Origin of the sequence: Cyclobacterium qasimii M12-11B (assembly GCF_000427295.1) — a bacterium.
Taxonomy (GTDB): Bacteria; Bacteroidota; Bacteroidia; order Cytophagales; family Cyclobacteriaceae; genus Cyclobacterium; species Cyclobacterium qasimii.
In genome coordinates, this window is sequence record NZ_ATNM01000202.1 from 16,719 (window position 1) to 36,857 (window position 20,139).

Here is a 20,139-nt window from a genome sequence, read left to right on the forward strand (position 1 = left end):
ATGAGTCACCGTCTAAAATTCACATGCGCTCTGATTTTGGTACTGGTCTTATGGCTGCTAAACATCAGCCTTGGATCCATCTCAATTCCTATTGGGGCATTGCTAGAGCGGATAGCAGGGGTACCATTCCCTAGAGAGAGTTGGGAAATAATCGTGGTGGATTACCGTATCCCAAAATCCATTACCGCAATTTTAGCCGGAATAGCGCTTTCCGTCAGCGGTTTACAGATGCAAACATTTTTCAGAAACCCACTTGCGGGACCTTTTGTGCTCGGCATCAGCTCGGGAGCAGGTTTGGGAGTTGCCTTACTTGCCATGGCTGGAACGGCATTTGGCTGGCAACTGTTTGCCGGCACAACCAGTTATTGGTCGGTAATCCTCGCTTCCAGTGCAGGGGCAATTGGCGTATTGGTATTGATGGGTTTGGCGGCCTGGAAAGTCAAGGACAGCATGACTTTATTGATCGTAGGACTTATGTTTGGCAGTGCTGCTTCCGCTATTGTGACCCTATTGTCTTTTTTCAGCGCTGCTGAAGAATTAAAGATGTTTACCCTATGGTCCATGGGGAACCTTGGTAATACGGGATGGAGCGAATTGGGACTACTCTCCGGAGCCATACTTATTGGCGTAACGATGGTAATATTTTCAGTGAAATCGTACAATGCCATGCTTTTGGGAGAAGCTTATGCCAAAAGCATGGGGATAAATTTCCAAAAATTGCGATGGATTATGATTGTCAGCACCGGTATATTGACAGGAGGTATAACCGCTTTCTGTGGACCAATTGCCTTTATTGGTATTGCTGTTCCCCACTTGGCCAGATTACTATTTAAGACCAATGACCACAGGGTCTTGTTTCCTGCAACCGCTATCTTAGGGATATTGGTTTTATTGGCCTGCGACACATTAAGTCAGTTGCCAGGCTATGCTTCCAGCCTACCGATCAACGCAGTTACCACTGCATTTGGGGCACCCTTAATCATCTGGTTGATCATGAAAAGGAATTTTAGTGAGGCATTTTAATTATTTACGCAATGGAAATCCATCAAAATAACCCCAGACATGCAAAGCCCTGCATCCATGCCAAAGACCTGGTGCTTGGATATACAGTTGGGAAACAAATTAGCCCCATCGCTTCAGGGATCTCATTTGAATTATTCCATGGTGAATTGACTTGCCTGATGGGGCCTAATGGTGTGGGGAAATCCACCTTGCTAAAAGCCATCATGAGCCAAAACCTGCCAATCAATGGGGAAATCTGGTTTGGTGATACAAGCGCTAGCCAAATGAGTGATTTGGTCCGTGCTCAGAATATAGCCGTAGTATTGACAGAGAAAATCCGTTCAGGATTAATGACTGTTCGGGAATTGGTAGCCTTGGGCCGAACCCCTCACACAGGACTTTGGGGCCATTTAAGTGTTGCTGACAATGCCTATGTAAATCAAGTATTGGAATTAACGCATCTTAGTGCCATTGCAGAAAAGAAGCTGTCCCAATTAAGTGATGGACAACGACAAACTGCCATGATCGCACGAGCCTTGGCCCAGGACAGCAACATTATGGTATTGGACGAACCTACCGCTCACCTGGACCTCACCAATCGCTTTGAAATAATGTATTTGCTAAAAAAATTAGCGAAGGAGGCGGGGAAAGCCATTCTGGTCGTTACTCATGACCTTGAAGTAGCCATGGAAACTGCCGATCAGCTTTGGATTATGGCCAACAAGGAGCCACTTGTTTCCGGAAGCCCTGAGGATTTAATGCTGGAGGGTCACCTTCAAAAATTATTGCCCGGCGAAAAATGGGAAATCGATTCAAGAAATGGGAAAATAAGGTTGAAAACCCCAAGCAATTTACCTGAGATATCAGGGCCAGAACATTTGATTTACTGGGTTAGAAATGCACTAAGGAAAAATATTGAAATCCCTATGCCAGATAAAATAGAAGTCTCAGAAAATCCGTTTGAGATATCTGTTTATAGCGGGCAAAATCATTTTACTTTTTCAAGGACATCAGAAATGATTAGATTTTTAAAAAATAAAACTGCCTAATAAATAATTAATTTATTTCGAAATTTAATACAAATAAATTTTATTAAATTGATAACCAATTCATTACAAGCTATAATTTTACACTTAAAAATTACGTCAATTTAAAATTCTCCTAACCCTTAATTCCACCAGGTATGAATCGCTATTTAAAGTTTGGCCTCTTTATTTTTTCATTCCTCATAATATTAATAATTGGTTCTTTGGTGTATCTACAGATGATATTGCCGAATGTTGGCAATCCACCTGAGAACATGAAGCTATCCACCACCTCTGAAACACTGAATCGGGGTAAATATCTCGCCAACCATGTGATGGTTTGTATTGACTGTCATTCCCAAAGGGATTTCAGCTTATTTAGTGGCCCTCCAATTCCCGGAACCGAAGGTTCAGGAGGCGAGTTATTTGACCATTCATTAGGCTTCCCAGGAACATTTATTTCCCCTAACATTACCCCTACCTTCTTAAAAAGCTATACCGATGGTGAACTCTTCAGGTTGATTACTACCGGAGTCAAAAAGGATGGAAATCCCATCTTTCCCATTATGCCTTATGCGAATTATGGAAAAATGGACAAAGAAGACCTACTTTCAGTCATCAGCTATATTCGAACTTTGGCCCCCATTGAAAAGAAACAGCCCGCATCTGTGGCTGATTTTCCATTTAGCTTAATCATGAGGACCATGCCACAAAGGGCCGAATTATCTACAAGACCTCCGGCTACGGATGCAATTGCCTACGGTAAATACCTGGTAAATGCTTCCGCATGTAATGATTGTCATACCCAATTTGAAAATGGTGAATATACCGGTGAACACCTTGCAGGTGGCAGGGTTTTTAATATGCCAGATGGCAACATACTCACAAGTTCCAACCTCACGCCGCATAAAACCGGCTTAGGAAATTGGACTAAGGACCAATTTATCGAAAGGTTTAAACAATTTGAAGACAGGAACAAGCTCAATAAAATTCAAGCTGGAGAAATGCAAACCATTATGCCATGGAACATGTATGCCGGGATGACGGTAGAAGACCTGGGCGCTATTTACACCTACCTGCAATCCTTGAAACCTGTAGAAAACCAAGTCAACAAATTCTTAAAAGCAGAAAGCTTATAAGCAGTTTAAAGCCCCACCGTCAATAGGAATACTTGCACCATTGATATAACCAGCAAAAGGAGAGGCCAGAAAAGCCATCAGGTAACCGTATTCTTCCGGCTGACCAAACCTTTTTGCTGGTATGGCCTGTTTTTTCTGATTCAATAAACCCTCAAAATCTTCACCCGTTTCCTGCGATTGGCTTCTAATCAAGGATTCGATTCTTTCGGTTTCGAAGGAACCAGTAAGCACAGTATTCACTGTAATCCCAAAAGGTGCAGCTTCTTTAGACAAGGATTTGGCCCAGCTTACAACGGCGGTACGCATGGTGTTGGACAATATAAGATTGGCTAAAGGCTCCTTAACTGTAACTGAGGAAACATTAAGAATCCTACCGAATCCTCTTTCCTTCATCCCATCCAAAAGCAGATGGCTCAGGTGATGGTAGGTTTTGAAAAGCAGGTCAAAAGCTTGTTGGTAATCCTCAGTGGTTTTTTGAATGACAGAACCTGCTGCTGGCCCATTGGTATTGTTTACCAATATATCTACTTTTTTACCAGCGAAAAATTTGTCAGTGGCGGCTCTAAAAGACTCAAAATTCGCAAAGTCGACTTCCAGGTAGTTGTGCTGTTGGCCATCACTTACGTCCAAGGTGTTTTTAGCAGCTTCCAGCTTTTCTTTATTTCTGGCAAGAAGGGTGACGGAAGCGCCACATGCTGCCAATTGTTGGGCTGTAGCAAGTCCTAATCCTCTTGTTGCTCCTCCTACTACTGCTTGGTATCCTTTTAAGTCGATTTTCATGGTAATGACAATTGGTTGTTAATTTTTGATATTCAATTTAAAATTAAAAAAATCAATGCTCAAATCACCTTCATTTGAAGTAATTTATTCTTAATTCAACAAATCCTATCTTTTTTGTAGGGTTTGTTGGGATTGTATTTAAATTATTAATTATATTTGTCGTACTAATAATTGGCATGACATACGAGCAATTTAGCAAATATTCATTTTTGCTGGACCGAACCGCAAGGAAGGTCAAGCAATACGCACAGCAAAAGTTCAAGTTAAAGGAATTTGACATTACTGTGGACCAATGGCTGGTTTTGAAAAACTTAGATGAAAATGAAAGGCTGAGCCAGACAGAATTGGCCCATTTGGTTTTCAAAGATCACCCAACCTTGACAAGGATTGTTGACATTCTTTGCAAAAAGGGCTATTTAGAAAGGATTCAACATCCCGAAGACAGAAGGAGCTATCAGTTGCACCTTACTCAGGAAGGAAAAGACAAGGTAAAAGACCTCAAACCCCAAATAGCATCCATCAGGCAAAAGGCTTGGGAGAATCTGGATGAAAAAGATTTCGGTGAATTCAAACGAATTCTAAATACGATTTACAATAATCTAGCAGAATAAATCTAACAGTTACTTAATATTAGTTGTTATACTAATTATATTTGCACAAACTATTGACTTTTAAAGAGGTTAACACATAAAAATCGACTAAAAGATGATTACTACTGACATTTGCATTATTGGAGCAGGCCCAGTTGGCTTATTTGCTGTCTTTGAAGCAGGTTTATTAAAAATGCGCTGCCATTTGATAGACGCCTTGCCACAAGTAGGAGGACAACTTTCGGAGATCTATCCACAGAAGCCTATATATGATATACCAGGATACCCTGAGGTAAAAGCCCAGGAATTGGTAGACAATCTAATGGAGCAAATCAAGCCATTTAAGCCTACATTTTCTTTAGGAGAACGTGTTGACCATCTTAGCAAACAAACCGATGGGTCTTATATCCTTACCACAAGTGACAAGACTCAGGTACATGCTCAGGTAGTGATCATAGCTGGTGGATTGGGCTGTTTTGAGCCTCGTAAACCTGTATTGGAAAACCTGGCTGAATTTGAAGGCAAAGGAGTAACCTATATGGTGAAAAACCCAGAACAATTCAGGGACAAAAAAGTAATTTTAGCCGGAGGTGGTGATTCTGCTTTGGACTGGGCTATTTACCTTTCTGATATAGCAGAAAAAGTAACCTTGGTACACAGGAACGAAACTTTCAGAGGAGCGCCTGATTCTGCATCGAAAGTATTTAATTTGGCCAATGAAGGCAAAATAGACCTTATTTTATCTGCTAATCTTAAAAAATTGGGAGGAAATGGTCACTTAGATACTGTTTATTTAGAGGACAAAAGTAAATCTCAGTTTTCAATTGAAACAGATTACCTTATCCCCTTATTTGGCTTGAGTCCAAAATTAGGACCAATAGCGGATTGGGGCTTGACCATAGACAGAAATGCAATAGAGGTTGATACCCGAGATTATTCTACAGGAGTAGATAGAATTTTCGCCATTGGTGACATCAATACTTACCCAGGTAAATTGAAATTGATCCTTTGTGGATTCCATGAAGCTGCCATTATGATGCATTCTGCATTTAAATTTGTGTATCCTGATCAGAAATTAAGCTTTAAATACACTACTGTTAATGGTGTAAATTCATTTTAATCGTATTTTTGCAAAATGGTTACATTCACAGTAGAAGATCACGCTGGCAATCGCCAGAGTATAGAAGCCCCAGATGATATGGGCTTGAGTTTAATGGAAATATTAAAAGCATCCGAATATCCAGTTTTGGCTACATGTGGTGGAATGGCATTGTGTGCAACCTGCCATATTGAAGTCTTGGAAGGCAAAGAAGGGCTAGGCGATGCCTCTGATGTGGAATTGGATCAATTGGAAGCATTACCGGAGTATTACCCCACTAGTAGACTGGCCTGCCAGATAAGAATAAGTGAGGAACTCGAAGGTGCAGTAGTAAAACTAAGAGGAGAAGACAATTAATCAAAACCAAGAGGGCCTGATCCAATCAACGCCCTCTTGGTTTTTTATTTACAAGGAGGCTAATTGCTATTTTTCAGCCATTTCATAACTACTTTTCTGAATTTTTCCTGAACAACTGGTTTTGTAAGAAACCCATTAAATCCCGCATTTTTTATCTCTTCTTCCGCACTTTGGAAGGCATTGGCAGTAAAGCCTATGACAGGAATCTGAATGGTGCTAGGCTTGGACCTAATCGCTTTGAGCAATTCATAGCCATCTAATTTAGGCATATTAATATCCGTAATTACCAAGTCAGGCTTGCTTGAAGACTTAAGAAATTCCAAAGCCTCCTCACCGTTTTCAGCTTCCATAATTATAGCATGGGGATCCAACTTTTCCATGTAAATCTTAACCAACATACGGTTTACTGCATTGTCCTCTGCTATTAATAATTTAAATGGATCCTTGGCTTTTAAAGGCATTGAATAACCATTTTGTTCTTTAGGAAAATCTTGTTTAACAGTACTAATTTTCATAAGTCCTTTAAACAATCGTTCCATTTTTGCCGGCGTAGCAGGTTTGAATAAAAAAGCTTCACAGCCAATAGACCGGTAGGACTTCATAATGGTTTCCTGTTCGATACTCCCTACAGCAGCAACAAATTCCACTTGTTTAGGCCTATCCTCTACGATGACCATCATCTTTTGCATGGTCCAAACACTATTTTTCCCGAGAAGGCTGTTGTTTAGAATCACAAGACCTATATTCAAATTGCTTTCCAACACAAAGAAGGCATCTGTCACAGTACCTACACTGATGACCTTCATCTTGAAATGCTCACAATAAGTTTTAAGAACATTTCCAGAAACTTCGTTTCCATCTATCACCAAAACTTCATCAAGTTCCGAAAGGTCTTCCTCCTGATTTTTGAAATTCACGGTTTTGACTTTTAGGTCAAAATAAAAATCACTCCCCACTCCTATTTCACTCTTCAGTTGAACAGAACTATTCAATAGTTTAAGCAATTTATTTGAGATTGTTAAACCCAAACCTGTTCCCCCAAATTTCTTTGTTGTAGAAGAATCTGCTTGAGAGAAAGCATCAAAAATTAATTGCTGTTTACCTTTTGGGATACCAATTCCACTGTCTGAAACAGAGAACCTAATGTTTAATTGTTCATGATTTTCTTCACTTTCAGAATTTAACAAGCTCAATTTGAGGATTACATGACCTTTTTCGGTAAACTTCAGGGCATTATTAAGTAAGTTTATTAGGACTTGCTTAAGTTTCAATTCGTCCGTCTCTATGACGTCTCCAATCCTTGGGTCCAAATCAAGGATCAATTCCAATCCTTTTTTGTGGGCCTGAAAGCTCAAGACATCTAGAATAGTTTCAAGCAGCTCATAAAGGTGTAACTCCTTAATGTTCGTTTCTGATTTTCCCGATTCAATTTTTGCCAGGTCAAGAATATCATTAATTAAATCCAATAAGGCATTGGCTGAATTCAAAGCAGTATTTGCATACTTACTTTGTTGGTCATTCAATTGTGTATTGGAAAGCAGTTCCGTAAATCCAATAACACCATTTAATGGCGTCCTTATCTCATGGCTCATGTTGGCTAAGAACTCACTTTTAGCACGGTTGGCCTCTTCCGCCTCTTCTCTTGACCGTTGGATTTCAAATTGAAAAAGCTTTTCTTGAGTGATGTCTCTTAACAATATAATACTGCCAACTACTTTTCTATTGTGCCCCTTTATGGATGACTTGGAAACAAGGTACCAGTTTAAATAATCCTCTTTCTCACAAGAAAATTCAATCATTCGGTAGTCCTCTGAGCTTACAATCAACTCGTGAATTTCCGGCCATCCTTTCTCTATGACCTCTAAAGCAACATTTTGGTTAATGGTTTTTAACTCTAGCATATTGGCAGCTGCGAGATTCAGGGTAATTAATGCCCCTGAAGTGTCAGTAACCAAAACGCCTTCCTGCATGTTGTCAAACAAAGTTCTATAGGCAATAGGAGCAATTTTAAAAAGGTTGTATCGGGTCAATCCTAAATAAAAAAACAGACCAGTACCCAGAAAACTGAAAGTAATGTAGTCAATCATTACAGGCCCCACACTTGTCAAGTACAATAAATAAACCAATAATGGAAAGCATAGACCTAAGATCACCATGTATACTTGTCGGGAATCATAAGGAGGAACTTCCTTTGTCCTTTTCAATAAAATATACAAACTGACAAATAATAAAAGCAAGGTATAGGATTGATGAAGCCAATAGCCAAAGCCTTTACCAGTCACCATAAATTCAAAGTCCCCATTCTTTATTAGCTCAAATGAGCTATAAAAAAAGGTATGGTAATCATTTGTCCATACCAATAGGATGTTTATCGCAGGCACTAAAAACAACAAGTACAGTCTGTTTTGAGTGATCCATTTTTCCCTTTCCGTATAAACCAAGGTAAACAAGAGCGCTAATGGTGCAAATGAAACCGCCCCAACATACATTCCCTTATACATTAATAGTTTTAAGGAAGTGGTTGTCATCATCAATTCAAAAACATTTGAAATAGAATAGACAAAACACGCAATCATTAAGGCAGAGAAATAGGTAGATGCCTTGCCTTGCTCATCCTTTTTTATGAATAGAATAAGCAAAACAGGTGCAATGGCCACCACCACCAATAAAAACAACACTAGATTAAAATTCAAAGATGATAGCATAATAAAAAAACATAAGAACAATATTGAAATATAAACTTTTATAGCCAATTTTTACACAATTGAGTCATCTTTTTACTTTGATTTTTTTAGTAGCTTTCATTATAATTGAATCAATATTTATTAGATAATTCTATAAATAAAGGGCTCAAAAATCAAAAAATCTACTAGTCAAAGGTTTATAAGGCAAAAAAATATCAATTCCTTCAATTTTGGTTTACCATTATAAAGGCTCTCCCTATAGCATATAATTCGCTTTACACTATTACTCAAAACAGCTCTTGGAAATCAACTTTCAAAAATTGTACACAGCGTATTAGCAATCGTTTAATGACAATAAATATTCACTTAAGCTCTGGAGATAAAAACAAAAATCATTGTAAGACTCCGGGAAATTTTATCAAAAAATGATCTCTTTTAATGGTTTGACTCATTAAGAAAGCCCTCCCATAACTTGGGAAGGCTTTCTTTTATGATTAAACTATTTTTTATAAATAGCATCTGAATTTATTTGGCCGTCAGTATCCAAATACCAATCTAAATAGGATACTCCTCCGGATTTTGCCCAGTCTGAAAACTTACTGTAGGCTTTAGTGAAGTCCACTTTTTCCTGAGTATAGGGTATACTTTTAGGGATATGAAGCGCCCAGTTAAACCCTTTGGAACTTGTGTAATATTTTCCTTTGCCAATGGAACTGATGTCATCACCAGTCATAAACAATTCCTTATCCATCAAATCTGTAGGTTGCTTGTCCATTAGGTGAACCTCCCTACCTCTTTCTTGATTGATAATCATAAATGGATTATAAGGTGCGGTACCCAAATCAGCTTTTCGAATGGCCTCTTTGAATACGATATTAACCTTCACCGTATCTTCTTCGTGATGAGCATTATCAGAATTAACGTTTGCCAGGAATGGTAACTTTTCATTTACATCGTCCATAATAATCACTGTAGCCAAACTTTGCTCTTGCTCTACACCGCTTGAGGAAGTTTTGATTTTCCCTGTTTTTAATCTGGTTCCCTCTACACTTGCTACTTGATCTGCAGTAACAGGCAATTGTATACCAAATCCATTTCTGTAACCTGCTCCAGTTGCACGTACTACTGTAATTACCTGAATTTCCTTGATACGATTATTACCATCTGATATTTCGTTGACATTATAATCTATAACCAAATCATTCATGTCATAATCTCCGAAACTAGGCCAAAGGTCTTCGAACAATAGTGTTCCAAAAGTATTTGCTCCCAGAGAGTAGTTGTTAAAAGCCCTATCTGGATCATCAGGATATTCGTCTTGGTAGTCTGATACACCATCCTCATCCTGGTCCTTCTCATCAGTATCGATAGGCACATAATCTGTTACCTCCACGCTAGTTATAGGGTTCCAGGAAGCGTAAAATATCACATCATTAAAGTCATGATCGCAGGTTCCAGAATCTCTTCGGATATCTTCCCAACCCATTAACAGAAGTTTTTCTGATGCGTCGTACAAAAACACCATTTGATCCCTTAATGACACTGTTTTGATTTCTGTATTAAGGTCCTTGTCCGCATAAAAGACGCCATTACCATTGGACACTTTGTTGCTTTGCCAGCCATTTGAAATCAAAAACCAACCGATATAAGTACCTTTCTCAAAAGCACCATCCATAGGACCATTAAGCTTTACTTTGTCACCAGAGCTCAAGACACCGTTCTGAGCATTAGGGAAAATAATGGTTTTATTCTTAATCTCTGAAGCAGTTTTTGGTGCCTCTCCTTCTTTGTAGTAATAGTAACCAATAGAATTGCGGTAACTCCCGCCAGTATGGACGTAGGTAACCCATACTTCCGCATCTTCACTTACATACAACTCCCGTTTGTACTTTTCGTCCAAAGCCTCAGGGTTATGCTTTCTTACATCTGACCGCTCCGGCAGACTAGAATTGATATTTTTTAGTAACTCATTGGAAATTTTATCCGCCTCCAACAGGTAAGATGGTTTACCCTGATTATTCCATGTACCCAATGTTAGGAAGTCTTCATTTGCTGCTGCTATTCTAGCATTGGCATTCTCCTCATCGATTTCATAAAACGAATCAGGTAAAACACTCGGATTGGCAGCATTGTAGTTATAGGAAGCCTGGCTTCCTGTCACCTGCACTATTGCCACTGGTTCCACTCCAATATAACTAGAGCTTACCCACAACTCCTCTTGATAGCTGGGAAGTTCGATAAATACGGTAGCACTGCCTTCCTCATTCAGGCGAACAGTTTGCAATAACTCACCCTCTTTCAGAGGATTGTTGTCATAAATTTTATAAACGACAAAGGGAATAGGGCTTTTGTCTCGGCTTATAGCCGAGAGATTAAACGCTACTGTTTTGGTAGTAGAGAAATCAAAACCTGCGGGAAGGGTCATGCCAAGATAACCAACTTCTGCGCCTGGATCAGGCATGTCATCATTTGGATCACAGGAAAATAGTGTTGCCACTATCCATATGATCAGGAATAAGCTGTTGTTTTTCATAATAAAAATAGTTTTAAAAATAACTCTTGCTGAGTGCTCCAAATATACTACTTAAAAAGTATTTGTTTTTATGTTTTTCATCTAGCAAATCACCCAAAAATAAACTCCACCTTTAATAAAATGAAATATGTAGTTCAGACAATAGATAAACCTTTTTATACTATTTTATATCTAAAAAATAAATTTTACAACCCCTTTTCGTTAAGCTTTTCTATAACTGCAATTTTTAAATTATCTATAGCGGTATTTTTTATATTTGGAAGATTGAAATCCATGTTAGCCAACTTTATGACTTCATCAAAACCTGCTTCATCAGCTTCATTTCCTGATGTGATCAGCCATACCTTTTTGTTATGCTTTCTGGCCAATTGAAGTAATTCAAAACTTCCTTTACCATCTGCGGACTGGCTATCATACCTCCCCTCTCCCGTGACAATCACATCAACATTTGCTATCATTTTTTCAATCCCTATTTTCTCAAAGAAAAACTGAGCACCTTGCGCCATCTTTGTTGGAAAGAACGCACTTAAACCCAAAGCAATACCTCCCGCAGCACCAAAACTTGGTTGGTCATGAATGGCATTTTCACTTACTTTTTCAAAAAGGTGGTAAACATCTTTTGCTGACTCCACGAATAATGAATGGTCCTCAGGCTTTAAACCCTTTTGAGGTCCAAAAACAGGGATTGCTCCCTTGTCTCCAAAAAAAGGATTGCTCACATCACAAAGACAAGTAAAAGTTACCGATGGGATGTTCTCATTAATTTGTATGCGTTTAATTTTTTGAAGGAATTGAGCGCTAAAAGGAGACAATTCATTCTCCTCTTCATCCAGAAAAATAATACCCAGGGCCGCCAATATACCTGTACCCATATCTACTGTGGCACTCCCTCCTAAGCCCAATACAATGTTTTTAGCTCCTTTGGTAATTGCTTCTAGTATCAATTCCCCAGTTCCAAAAGAGCTGCTTAGCCAAGGATTTAGCTCACTTGGTGAAAGCCATTTGATACCTGAAACAGTGGAAACATCCAGGTATGCAGTCTCAGTAATTGGATCATAACCAAAGAACCCATCCACGGCTCTTCCGAGTGGATCGCTAACACGGGCATAAAACTTCTCTAGGCCCAACTGTTGATTAAGTAAATAACATGTTCCATCTCCGCCATCAGCGATGGGTGCAGTATTCACAATATCTTCTTTGTTTCTTGCTTGGATTAGCTCTTGAATGATGTCTGCTGCATCATCCGCCTCCAGGCTTCCTTTAAATGCATTAGGTGCTATTAACCAATTCATTCCTTGTCCATACTTTTCATTCTCCGAAAATAATCTTTTGTTGCCGCTACTACTTTTGGTGAAAGGTAGATGGCTGAAATCATCGTTGGGAAAGCCATAATTGCATACATGCCATCCACAAAACTCATGACTACACTTAGGGAAGTGACCGCACCGCCAACAATGGTGATCAGGTAGAAATAATTGTAGTAGTTAGCTTTATCTGCCCCAAAGAGATAATTGAAGCATTTGTGACCATAATAAGAATAAGTGAACATGGTAGAAAGTGCAAAGACAAGCACAGCTACCACCAATATATACTTGCCTAATCCAGGCAATCCCTGTTCAAATGCCGCCAGGGTAAGTAAAACACCATTTTGCTCTCCTGTTTTCCATACGCCCGTCACCATGATTACCAAGGCAGTAAGGGTACACACGACAATTGTATCTATAAATGGCCCCAACATGGCTATCAAACCTTCTCTTACAGGTTCATCCGTTTTAGAAGCCCCATGAACCATAGGGGCGGTACCAATACCGGCCTCATTTGAGAAAGCCGCCCTTCTTGCGCCGGTGATGATCACTTGACCTACAGCACCTCCTAAAACAGCCTTGCCTGTGAATGCATCTTCAAGAATATACCACAACATCTCCGGCACTTCTCCCATGTTTTTATATAAGATAACAAATACACCCAGGAAATACATAATTACCATAAAAGGCACAAGCCTGGAGGCAACTTTTGCTATTCTTTGGATTCCACCCAAAATGACTATTGCGACTAAAAGCATCATCGTGATGCCAATTATCCATCGTGTAGGTTGTCCATAATCCAGTCCAAGCGGTTTCAACATTACTACCCTTAAGACCTCTGTCAATTGATTTGCCTGGAAAATAGCCAATAAGCCCATAATCCCTGCTACACAAAAAATCACAGAAAGAAAGCGCCATTTTTTTCCCATTCCTTCTTCTATGACATACATAGGACCTCCCTGAACATGTCCAGATGAATCTTTCCCTCTGTACATGATGGCAAGTGTACAGGTGAAAAACTTGGTGGCCATGCCCACAAAAGCAGATATCCACATCCAAAATATAGCCCCTGGTCCACCTGTACTAATGGCCAGTGCAACGCCGCTAATATTCCCCAATCCTACTGTAGCTGCTATTGCTGAGGACAAAGCCTGCAAAGAGGTAATGTCTCCTGTAGCATTTGGATCATCGTATTTCCCCCCTACCACTTTCATTGCATGTCTTAGGCCTCTGAAGGGGATAAGACGAGAATAAATCAACATGAAAAAACCGCCGCCCATCAAAAGAAGCAACAATGGAGTACCCCAAATCCAATTACTAAATGCTATAATTCCCTCTCCCAAAAGTGATATGATTTTTCTGTAAACAATTGCCTTAAAGTGTACAAAGTAATCAATAAATACCTAAACCCGAAATATGCAATAGACATTCTATGAGCTGCTGAAATCACTTTAAAATCAATCAATCGCTCTAATTATCAATCCAACTATCGCTTTACCTTTGAAAAAAAATAGAACGAGCTGATTCCCTTGTAATTGCAACCCTTTCAAGGGCATATTGGTCAATCTCTTTATTAAATACAGATTAATTACCAGGGTTTGGCTTCAATAAATGAATTTTGATAGTTAGTCTATTTAATGAATCTTACTAATTTTGCATTTATTCTATAATTCAAACAGACAATGAAGTTTAAAACCAATACCATCGTCATCAAGATAGGTTCCAATGTACTCACCATGGAGGATGGTAGTCCCGACCTAAACAGAATGGCAAGCCTGGTGGATCAAATGGTCTTCCTTTTGGAGAAAGGTGTGAAAGTGGTATTGGTCACCTCAGGTGCTGTTGCATTTGGAAGAAAATCTTTGCCGCTGACGCCAAAAACCGATGCAATATCCAAAAAACAGGTTTGGGCAGCCATCGGGCAAATAGAATTAATCCGACGCTATAAGGAATTGTTCTCCCAATACGGACATCCTATTGCGCAGCTAATGGTTACAAAAGAGGATTTTCGAGACAGGACGCATTATCTCAATATGAAAAATTGCCTCGATGGTTTGTTAAAAAACAACGTGGTCCCTGTAATTAACGAAAATGATGCCGTTGCTGTAACGGAATTAATGTTTACAGATAATGACGAACTTGCAGGACTGGTAGCAGCCATGATAGATGCTGATAGTTTGCTGTTGCTTACCAATGTTGACGGAATTTATAAAGGCCATCCTGCTGACCCATCCTCTGAGCTGATAACCTTTGTAGGGCAAAAAATGCCTGATTTGAGCCAATATATATCCACCCATAAATCCTCTTTCGGACGTGGTGGAATGCTTACAAAAATGACCATGGCAAAAAAATCTGCCAATCTTGGCATTGAAGTGTTGATTGCCAATGGAAAGAAGGACAATGTACTCGTCGCTTATTTCAACAAGGAGCTTAAATGCACCTACTTTGAACCAGGAAAATCTAAAGACAATCATAAAAAATGGATCGCCCATAGTGAAAATTATTCCAAAGGTGAGGTTACCATTAATGAAGGGGCTCAAAAAGCCTTGGAATCGGATAAAATAACCAGCTTATTGCCAGTCGGGATTTTATCCATTAAAGGAGAATTTCTAAAAGGGGATATTATCCGAATAGTAGATCCGGCTGGAAACAGACTGGGTCTCGGAAAAGCCGAATACAATGCCAAAACTGCCAACGAAAAAATTGGACTTACTGGTCAGAAACCATTGATACATTATGATTACCTTTACATTTCTGAATTAAACTGATACCTATCGGTATAAACAATAGTAGTTATGGACAACCAGGAAAACATCTTTTCAAAAACACTGGAAGCAAGCAGGGGGCTCTCCCTCCTATCGGAAGATAAAATAAACAAAATCCTAGATGACTTGGCGATGGCAGCCATAAAATATACTCCAGAAATCCTCGATGCCAATCAAGAGGATCTGGACCGAATGAATCCTAATGACCCCAAATACGACCGTCTTAAATTGACTGAGGAAAGGTTGGAAGGAATCGCTAGTGACCTTATCAATGTGGCCAAGCTGGATACCCCACTAGGAGATCTTATTTCAGAAAGAACCTTGGCCAATGGATTAGAATTAAAAAAAATTAGGGTTCCTATTGGCGTAATAGGCATCATATATGAATCCAGACCCAATGTTACCTTTGATGTTTTTAGCTTGTGTCTTAAAACAGGAAATGCTTTAGTACTTAAAGGAGGTTCAGATGCGTATGCCTCCAATGCCTGTATTTTAGATGTTATTCATAAAGTACTGAAAAAGAACAAAGTTTCTACGGATATCGTATGTCTTTTACCAGCAGGAAGAGAGGCAACCAAAGCCTTGCTACAAGCAGTAGGTTTTGTAGACATGATCATTCCAAGGGGAAGCCAGGGACTTATCGACTATGTTAGAGAAAACTCCAAAGTCCCTGTTATAGAAACCGGAGCTGGTATTGTTCATACTTATTTTGACAAATCTGCGGACCTTAAAAAAGGCACTGAAATAATTCTTAATGCCAAAACCAGACGGGTAAGTGTATGCAATGCACTCGACTGTCTATTGGTTCATCAAAGCCGAATGGATGATTTGGAGGCAATGACCTTGCCACTGGCAAAAAAGGAAGTAACTATCTATGCAGATGAAAAGGCTTATGAAGAATTGGAGGGGAAATATCCTGAAAACTTACTCCACCATGCCAAGGAAGAACACTTTGGGACGGAATTTCTTTCCATGACAATGTCCCTAAAAGTAGTAGATGATATAGAAGAAGCACTAGAACATATATCAAAATACAGTAGCAAGCACAGCGAAGCCATCATTGCTGAAGATGAGAAAACAATTGACCATTTTCTGAGAGCAGTAGATGCGGCAGCAGTATACGCCAATGCTTCCACGGCCTTTACCGATGGTGCTCAGTTTGGCTTAGGTGCCGAAATCGGTATTAGTACGCAAAAACTTCATGCCAGAGGCCCTATGGGATTAGAAGAAATGACATCCTATAAATGGGTAATTAGAGGAAAAGGGCAAACCAGGGCTTAGATAAAGAGGAAGTCTTTAGGTGAAAAGGAAAGTGGATTGTCTGCGAAAGAGTTAAGCTGACTTTCATTTCCTTTTCACAAATTTTCATCCTTCAACCCTACTTTTTTTATTTAAAAACACTCGTTTGAACCCATCAAACAGTTAATCTAATACACATCGGATTTTTACAACCGATTGAATTCCCTTTTTCCATTACCCTATCAATTAAGCAATAACATTTTTAACTGATTCTATATCAGTTAAAAAACTTTTTTTTCCAATGTGGGTTTATGCAATACAAAAAAAGCCATTGCCTTTTATTTGATCGCGCGTTCCTATACAAATTTATAAACGCTATTTTGTATTTATGGCTTCAATTTTGTTATTTCTAACTGTATAAAATCAATTATACACGAACTATATAAAACATTTTTAAAATCATATAGTTAAACACATCCACGAAGGAGTATAAAATAATATTATATATTATATAAAAAACTCAGCTATCCTTTATCGGAAATGAACCGCCATGCAGTAGGGAGTTAATCTATTTTCAAGTTACGAACGATCACCATGAGAAAATTATTTAATTGGGTTTTTGATGAATCTTCAAATAGTAATTCTTTAGGAAACCAATTCCGACAAAAACGCATGATATTTTTCAAAAAGGAGTTGGAGAAATTACCCAAACCAATAAAAATACTGGATGTTGGAGGTTATGAAGATTTCTGGATAAATGCAGGTTTAAATGATGTTGGAAGTATTCATATCACCATACTAAACCTGGACGCAAGAGAAACCCATTTTCAAAATTTCACGTCAGTGGATGGTGATGCAACCAATTTATCAAAGTACGGAGACAATACATTTGATATTGCTTTTTCTAACTCCGTCATAGAACACCTGTACAATGAAAACCAACAGCGCAAAATGGCAAAAGAAGCAATGCGAGTTGGTAAAAATTTTTACGTTCAAACCCCAAATAAATATTTCATAATAGAGCCCCATTATTTATTGCCCTATTTTCAATTTCTACCAAAAAAACCCAATTCTTAATTTTGACTAAAACCAAGTTGAGCAGGCTTCAAAAATGGACAAAGGAGGCTGCACAACAGTACCTGGATGAGATACTACTACTGTCAAAAAAAGACATGCAAAATTTATTTCCTGGATGTAGTTTGTGGGAAGAGAAGTTTTTGGGAATGACCAAGTCTTTTGTGGCGCATAATTTCAAGTAAGCATCCTGAATCAATAAAAAAGAACGCGACTAGGCTAAATTCAATTAAAGATTCGGCTGATCAGAAAAAACTGCTGGCGAAAAGATGAATTAAAGCACTATTTGAAGGACTGTGAAAGCTATATTCGGCTGGATGGGTATTCTAGGGCTAATTTTTATACTACCTTAATGGTATTTTAAGGCAATCTTAAGAAAGATATCGTTTATTTGTTTTGTAATTGCACCAAGCGCCCCTGCCTGGCAAACTTCAAAAAGGCCAATAAATGATATGCAGTGATTTATAAACTTCATTCAGCATGAGGATTTTGATAATAGAGGATGAACCTGGAATCTCAGGCTTTTTAAAGCAAGGCCTGGAAGAAGAAGCCTATGCGGTAGACGTAGCAGATAACGGCAGGATAGGATTAGAAATGGCACTCGAGGGGTATTATGATATCCTTTTGGTAGATTGGATGGTGCCGGGACTAAGTGGTATAGAGGTTACCCGCCAGTTTAGAAAAGAGTTTCCAGCTACCCCTATTTTGTTTATAACAGCCAAAGACACTTCAGATGAAGCCATCTTTGCCCTTCAAGCGGGTGCAAATGACTATATCCGGAAACCATTTAATTTTGAAGAATTGCTGGCTCGTATCAGAGTACAATTGAGATCCCAGTCTGGTGATCAACTGTGTTTTACACTTGGGCCTATCAGTTTATTTACGGAAAATCATCGCGTAGAAACCAATGGGAAGGAAGTGATTTTGACCCAAAAAGAATTTGCCCTTTTGGAATACCTCCTTCGCCACAAAAACAAAGTTTGCCGAAGAAGCAGAATCATAGAAAGTGTATGGGACATACACTTTGATTATGACACCGGCGTGATCGATGTATTTATCAATTCATTGAGAAAAAAGCTCGGCTTAAGTAAAGACAATAATTACATCCAAACCATTAGAGGTGTAGGATATATGGCCAAAGAGGAATGAACAGGACTTACAAAAACAGGATTTCGTTCAAATTGACCATGGCCTCTGCCCTGATGATCCTGGTTTCATTTATCCTTATCTATATGGTAGTAAAATCTACCGTTTTAGATAATGTAGACAATAACCTTGAAAATGAAACGAATAAACATGGCAATCAAATAAAGATTGAAAATGGTCAAATAAAATTTGCGCATAAAGGGGAATGGGAAGAGGAAGAGCACAATGAAATTAATTTCAATCCCATTTTTATCGAAATAGTCGATAAGGAGGGGAAGTCCATGGACAAATCACCCAATCTGGGTACCAATAACCTGAATTTCAAACCCGGTACTACTTCAGAAAACCAAGGTTTTAACCTTACCCTAAATGGACAAGAGATAAGGCAAATGCAAGTGGAGTTGTTCACCAATAATGAGTTTTCAGGCTACCTTTTGCTTGCAACCTCATTTGAAGATTCAAAGCTTTTACTTTCCAATCTAAGCACCATTCTTTTATTCTTTACCCTGTTGTGTTGTTATTCCTTTTCTTAACCTTGAGAAGGCTTGCTTCAAGAAGCATACAGCCCATTATCGACATCACGAAAAAAGCCGAAATAATCACCAAGGACAACCTAAATGAAAGGCTCCCTTCCTCCCGTTACAAGGATGAAATCAACAGTCTCTCCGTATCAATCAACCACCTATTGGAACGGGTAGAAAAAGGAGTCTTGAGGGAAAAACAATTCACCTCTGATGCTTCCCATGAATTAAGAACTCCCTTGGCGATTTTAAAAGGGAATTTTGAAGTATTGATCCGAAAACCAAGACCACAGGAAGAATATGTTGAAAAAATAAAGGATGGTATTGTAATCATAGACAAATTAAATGCAATACTAGATCAATTATTGACCTTAGCAAGGCTTCAAAAAAATGCTTCTGTGGATGAAGAAGTAGATTTGATTTTTTTAGTAAGTGATATTGTAACTTCTATCAGCGAACAATACCCAAATCGATCCATCCAACTAGAAAACAAGATCTATGAAAAGTTGTACATTAATGCCAATGAAAAATCTACTGCCATCATCATTGAGAACCTTGTTCAAAATGCGATAAAATACTCTCCTGTTGAGAAAACAATCAAACTGATTCTTGAGCAAGGAACAGATGGAATCCATTTGTACATCGTAGATCAGGGAATAGGCATTTCCGATGCCGATCTTGCAAAAATTTACCAGCCTTTTTTTAGGGGAGGAAGCCATGAACTAGGCCGCATCAATGGAGCAGGATTAGGTCTTTCTATTGTGAAAAAACTTTGTGATATATATAAGATAAATATTTCTATACATAGCGAAAAAGGAAAAGGAACCACTATTGTGCTTCTTTTCCCTCCTGCAATCCTACATTCTTAGCACACCCTATAT

The 20,139-nt window shown here is 38.8% G+C and carries 18 protein-coding genes; 13 read left to right on the forward strand and 5 right to left on the reverse strand.

All coding sequences use genetic code 11. From position 1 onward, the window contains the following. The 3 genes from ADICYQ_RS25340 to ADICYQ_RS25350 all read left to right on the forward strand — a co-directional run bounded on the left by ADICYQ_RS25340 (position 1) and on the right by ADICYQ_RS25350 (position 3,166). Positions 1-1,023, forward strand: coding sequence for an iron chelate uptake ABC transporter family permease subunit (locus tag ADICYQ_RS25340; protein ID WP_040418195.1), 1,023 nt, complete (start codon positions 1-3; stop codon positions 1,021-1,023). A gap of 11 nt (positions 1,024-1,034) precedes the next feature. Continuing rightward, positions 1,035-2,051: an ABC transporter ATP-binding protein gene (locus tag ADICYQ_RS25345; protein WP_020892484.1), complete on the forward strand. Its 1,017-nt coding sequence runs from the start codon at positions 1,035-1,037 to the stop codon at positions 2,049-2,051. Positions 2,052-2,254: 203 nt separating this feature from the next. After that, on the forward strand, positions 2,255-3,166 hold the full coding sequence (locus tag ADICYQ_RS25350; RefSeq protein ID WP_316929345.1) for a c-type cytochrome: 912 nt from the start codon (positions 2,255-2,257) through the stop codon (positions 3,164-3,166). Here ADICYQ_RS25350 and ADICYQ_RS25355 read toward each other — a convergent pair. Next, positions 3,161-3,946, reverse strand: coding sequence for an SDR family oxidoreductase (locus tag ADICYQ_RS25355; protein ID WP_020892486.1), 786 nt, complete (start codon positions 3,944-3,946; stop codon positions 3,161-3,163). The two genes, ADICYQ_RS25350 and ADICYQ_RS25355, sit on opposite strands and share 6 nt — an antisense overlap. Positions 3,947-4,122: 176 nt before the next feature. Here ADICYQ_RS25355 and ADICYQ_RS25360 point away from each other — a divergent pair, with 176 nt between their 5' ends. From ADICYQ_RS25360 to ADICYQ_RS25370, 3 genes are all read left to right on the forward strand, one after another. Then, positions 4,123-4,557, forward strand: coding sequence for a MarR family winged helix-turn-helix transcriptional regulator (locus tag ADICYQ_RS25360; protein WP_040418199.1), 435 nt, complete (start codon positions 4,123-4,125; stop codon positions 4,555-4,557). Between the two features lie 94 nt (positions 4,558-4,651). After that, complete coding sequence (locus ADICYQ_RS25365; protein WP_020892488.1) at positions 4,652-5,656, forward strand: NAD(P)/FAD-dependent oxidoreductase; 1,005 nt, start codon at positions 4,652-4,654, stop codon at positions 5,654-5,656. Between the two features lie 15 nt (positions 5,657-5,671). Continuing rightward, positions 5,672-5,992: a 2Fe-2S iron-sulfur cluster-binding protein gene (locus ADICYQ_RS25370; RefSeq protein ID WP_040418201.1), complete on the forward strand. Its 321-nt coding sequence runs from the start codon at positions 5,672-5,674 to the stop codon at positions 5,990-5,992. Positions 5,993-6,051: 59 nt separating this feature from the next. Here the strand turns inward: ADICYQ_RS25370 and ADICYQ_RS26470 are convergent, their stop codons facing one another. The 4 genes from ADICYQ_RS26470 to ADICYQ_RS25390 all read right to left on the reverse strand — a co-directional run bounded on the left by ADICYQ_RS26470 (position 6,052) and on the right by ADICYQ_RS25390 (position 13,856). Continuing rightward, positions 6,052-8,685 (reverse strand): histidine kinase N-terminal 7TM domain-containing protein, encoded by a 2,634-nt coding sequence (locus ADICYQ_RS26470; RefSeq protein ID WP_161625631.1) that lies wholly within the window; start codon positions 8,683-8,685, stop codon positions 6,052-6,054. Between the two features lie 490 nt (positions 8,686-9,175). Then, on the reverse strand, positions 9,176-11,209 hold the full coding sequence (locus ADICYQ_RS25380; protein ID WP_020892491.1) for an LruC domain-containing protein: 2,034 nt from the start codon (positions 11,207-11,209) through the stop codon (positions 9,176-9,178). A 185-nt stretch (positions 11,210-11,394) separates the two neighbouring features. Beyond that, positions 11,395-12,501 carry a glycerate kinase gene (locus ADICYQ_RS25385; protein ID WP_020892492.1) on the reverse strand — a complete coding sequence of 369 codons (1,107 nt, stop codon included), beginning with the start codon at positions 12,499-12,501 and terminating at the stop codon, positions 11,395-11,397. Then, a complete protein-coding gene (locus ADICYQ_RS25390) occupies positions 12,498-13,856 on the reverse strand; it encodes an alanine/glycine:cation symporter family protein (RefSeq protein WP_040418202.1) in 1,359 nt (452 codons plus the stop codon). The genes ADICYQ_RS25385 and ADICYQ_RS25390 overlap by 4 nt, the downstream gene beginning before the upstream one ends. Positions 13,857-14,195: 339 nt before the next feature. Between ADICYQ_RS25390 and proB the strand changes: the two genes are divergently transcribed. The 7 genes from proB to ADICYQ_RS26480 all read left to right on the forward strand — a co-directional run bounded on the left by proB (position 14,196) and on the right by ADICYQ_RS26480 (position 20,127). Continuing rightward, positions 14,196-15,281, forward strand: a complete 1,086-nt coding sequence (gene proB / locus ADICYQ_RS25395; RefSeq protein WP_020892494.1) for a glutamate 5-kinase — start codon at positions 14,196-14,198, stop codon at positions 15,279-15,281. Between the two features lie 27 nt (positions 15,282-15,308). Beyond that, the gene (locus tag ADICYQ_RS25400) at positions 15,309-16,559 is read left to right on the forward strand and encodes a glutamate-5-semialdehyde dehydrogenase (RefSeq protein ID WP_020892495.1); all 1,251 of its coding nucleotides are present in this window, start codon (positions 15,309-15,311) and stop codon (positions 16,557-16,559) included. A gap of 552 nt (positions 16,560-17,111) precedes the next feature. Beyond that, entirely contained in the window at positions 17,112-17,594 is a 483-nt protein-coding gene (locus tag ADICYQ_RS25405; protein ID WP_235114924.1) for a methyltransferase domain-containing protein, read from the forward strand. A gap of 2 nt (positions 17,595-17,596) precedes the next feature. Next, on the forward strand, positions 17,597-17,776 hold the full coding sequence (locus ADICYQ_RS29200; RefSeq protein ID WP_235114926.1) for a hypothetical protein: 180 nt from the start codon (positions 17,597-17,599) through the stop codon (positions 17,774-17,776). A gap of 295 nt (positions 17,777-18,071) precedes the next feature. After that, positions 18,072-18,740: a response regulator transcription factor gene (locus ADICYQ_RS25410; RefSeq protein WP_020892499.1), complete on the forward strand. Its 669-nt coding sequence runs from the start codon at positions 18,072-18,074 to the stop codon at positions 18,738-18,740. Next, the gene (locus ADICYQ_RS26475) at positions 18,737-19,270 is read left to right on the forward strand and encodes a hypothetical protein (protein WP_020892500.1); all 534 of its coding nucleotides are present in this window, start codon (positions 18,737-18,739) and stop codon (positions 19,268-19,270) included. Before ADICYQ_RS25410 ends, ADICYQ_RS26475 begins: the two co-directional genes overlap by 4 nt. A 2-nt stretch (positions 19,271-19,272) precedes the next feature. Then, a complete protein-coding gene (locus tag ADICYQ_RS26480; RefSeq protein ID WP_161625632.1) occupies positions 19,273-20,127 on the forward strand; it encodes a sensor histidine kinase in 855 nt (284 codons plus the stop codon). The last annotated feature ends 12 nt before the right edge of the window (positions 20,128-20,139 follow it).

What these genes read in the sequence shown, in the direction of transcription:
- ADICYQ_RS25340 (WP_040418195.1), top strand. Translation starts at nt 1, where the DNA reads ATGAGTCACCGTCTAAAATTCACATGCGCTCTGATTTTGGTACTGGTC.
- ADICYQ_RS25345 (WP_020892484.1), top strand. Translation starts at nt 1,035, where the DNA reads ATGGAAATCCATCAAAATAACCCCAGACATGCAAAGCCCTGCATCCAT.
- ADICYQ_RS25355 (WP_020892486.1), bottom strand. Translation starts at nt 3,946, where the DNA reads ATGAAAATCGACTTAAAAGGATACCAAGCAGTAGTAGGAGGAGCAACA.
- ADICYQ_RS25360 (WP_040418199.1), top strand. Translation starts at nt 4,123, where the DNA reads ATGACATACGAGCAATTTAGCAAATATTCATTTTTGCTGGACCGAACC.
- ADICYQ_RS25365 (WP_020892488.1), top strand. Translation starts at nt 4,652, where the DNA reads ATGATTACTACTGACATTTGCATTATTGGAGCAGGCCCAGTTGGCTTA.
- ADICYQ_RS25370 (WP_040418201.1), top strand. Translation starts at nt 5,672, where the DNA reads ATGGTTACATTCACAGTAGAAGATCACGCTGGCAATCGCCAGAGTATA.
- ADICYQ_RS25380 (WP_020892491.1), bottom strand. Translation starts at nt 11,209, where the DNA reads ATGAAAAACAACAGCTTATTCCTGATCATATGGATAGTGGCAACACTA.
- ADICYQ_RS25385 (WP_020892492.1), bottom strand. Translation starts at nt 12,501, where the DNA reads ATGAATTGGTTAATAGCACCTAATGCATTTAAAGGAAGCCTGGAGGCG.
- proB (WP_020892494.1), top strand. Translation starts at nt 14,196, where the DNA reads ATGAAGTTTAAAACCAATACCATCGTCATCAAGATAGGTTCCAATGTA.
- ADICYQ_RS25400 (WP_020892495.1), top strand. Translation starts at nt 15,309, where the DNA reads ATGGACAACCAGGAAAACATCTTTTCAAAAACACTGGAAGCAAGCAGG.
- ADICYQ_RS25405 (WP_235114924.1), top strand. Translation starts at nt 17,112, where the DNA reads ATGAGAAAATTATTTAATTGGGTTTTTGATGAATCTTCAAATAGTAAT.
- ADICYQ_RS25410 (WP_020892499.1), top strand. Translation starts at nt 18,072, where the DNA reads ATGAGGATTTTGATAATAGAGGATGAACCTGGAATCTCAGGCTTTTTA.
- ADICYQ_RS26475 (WP_020892500.1), top strand. Translation starts at nt 18,737, where the DNA reads ATGAACAGGACTTACAAAAACAGGATTTCGTTCAAATTGACCATGGCC.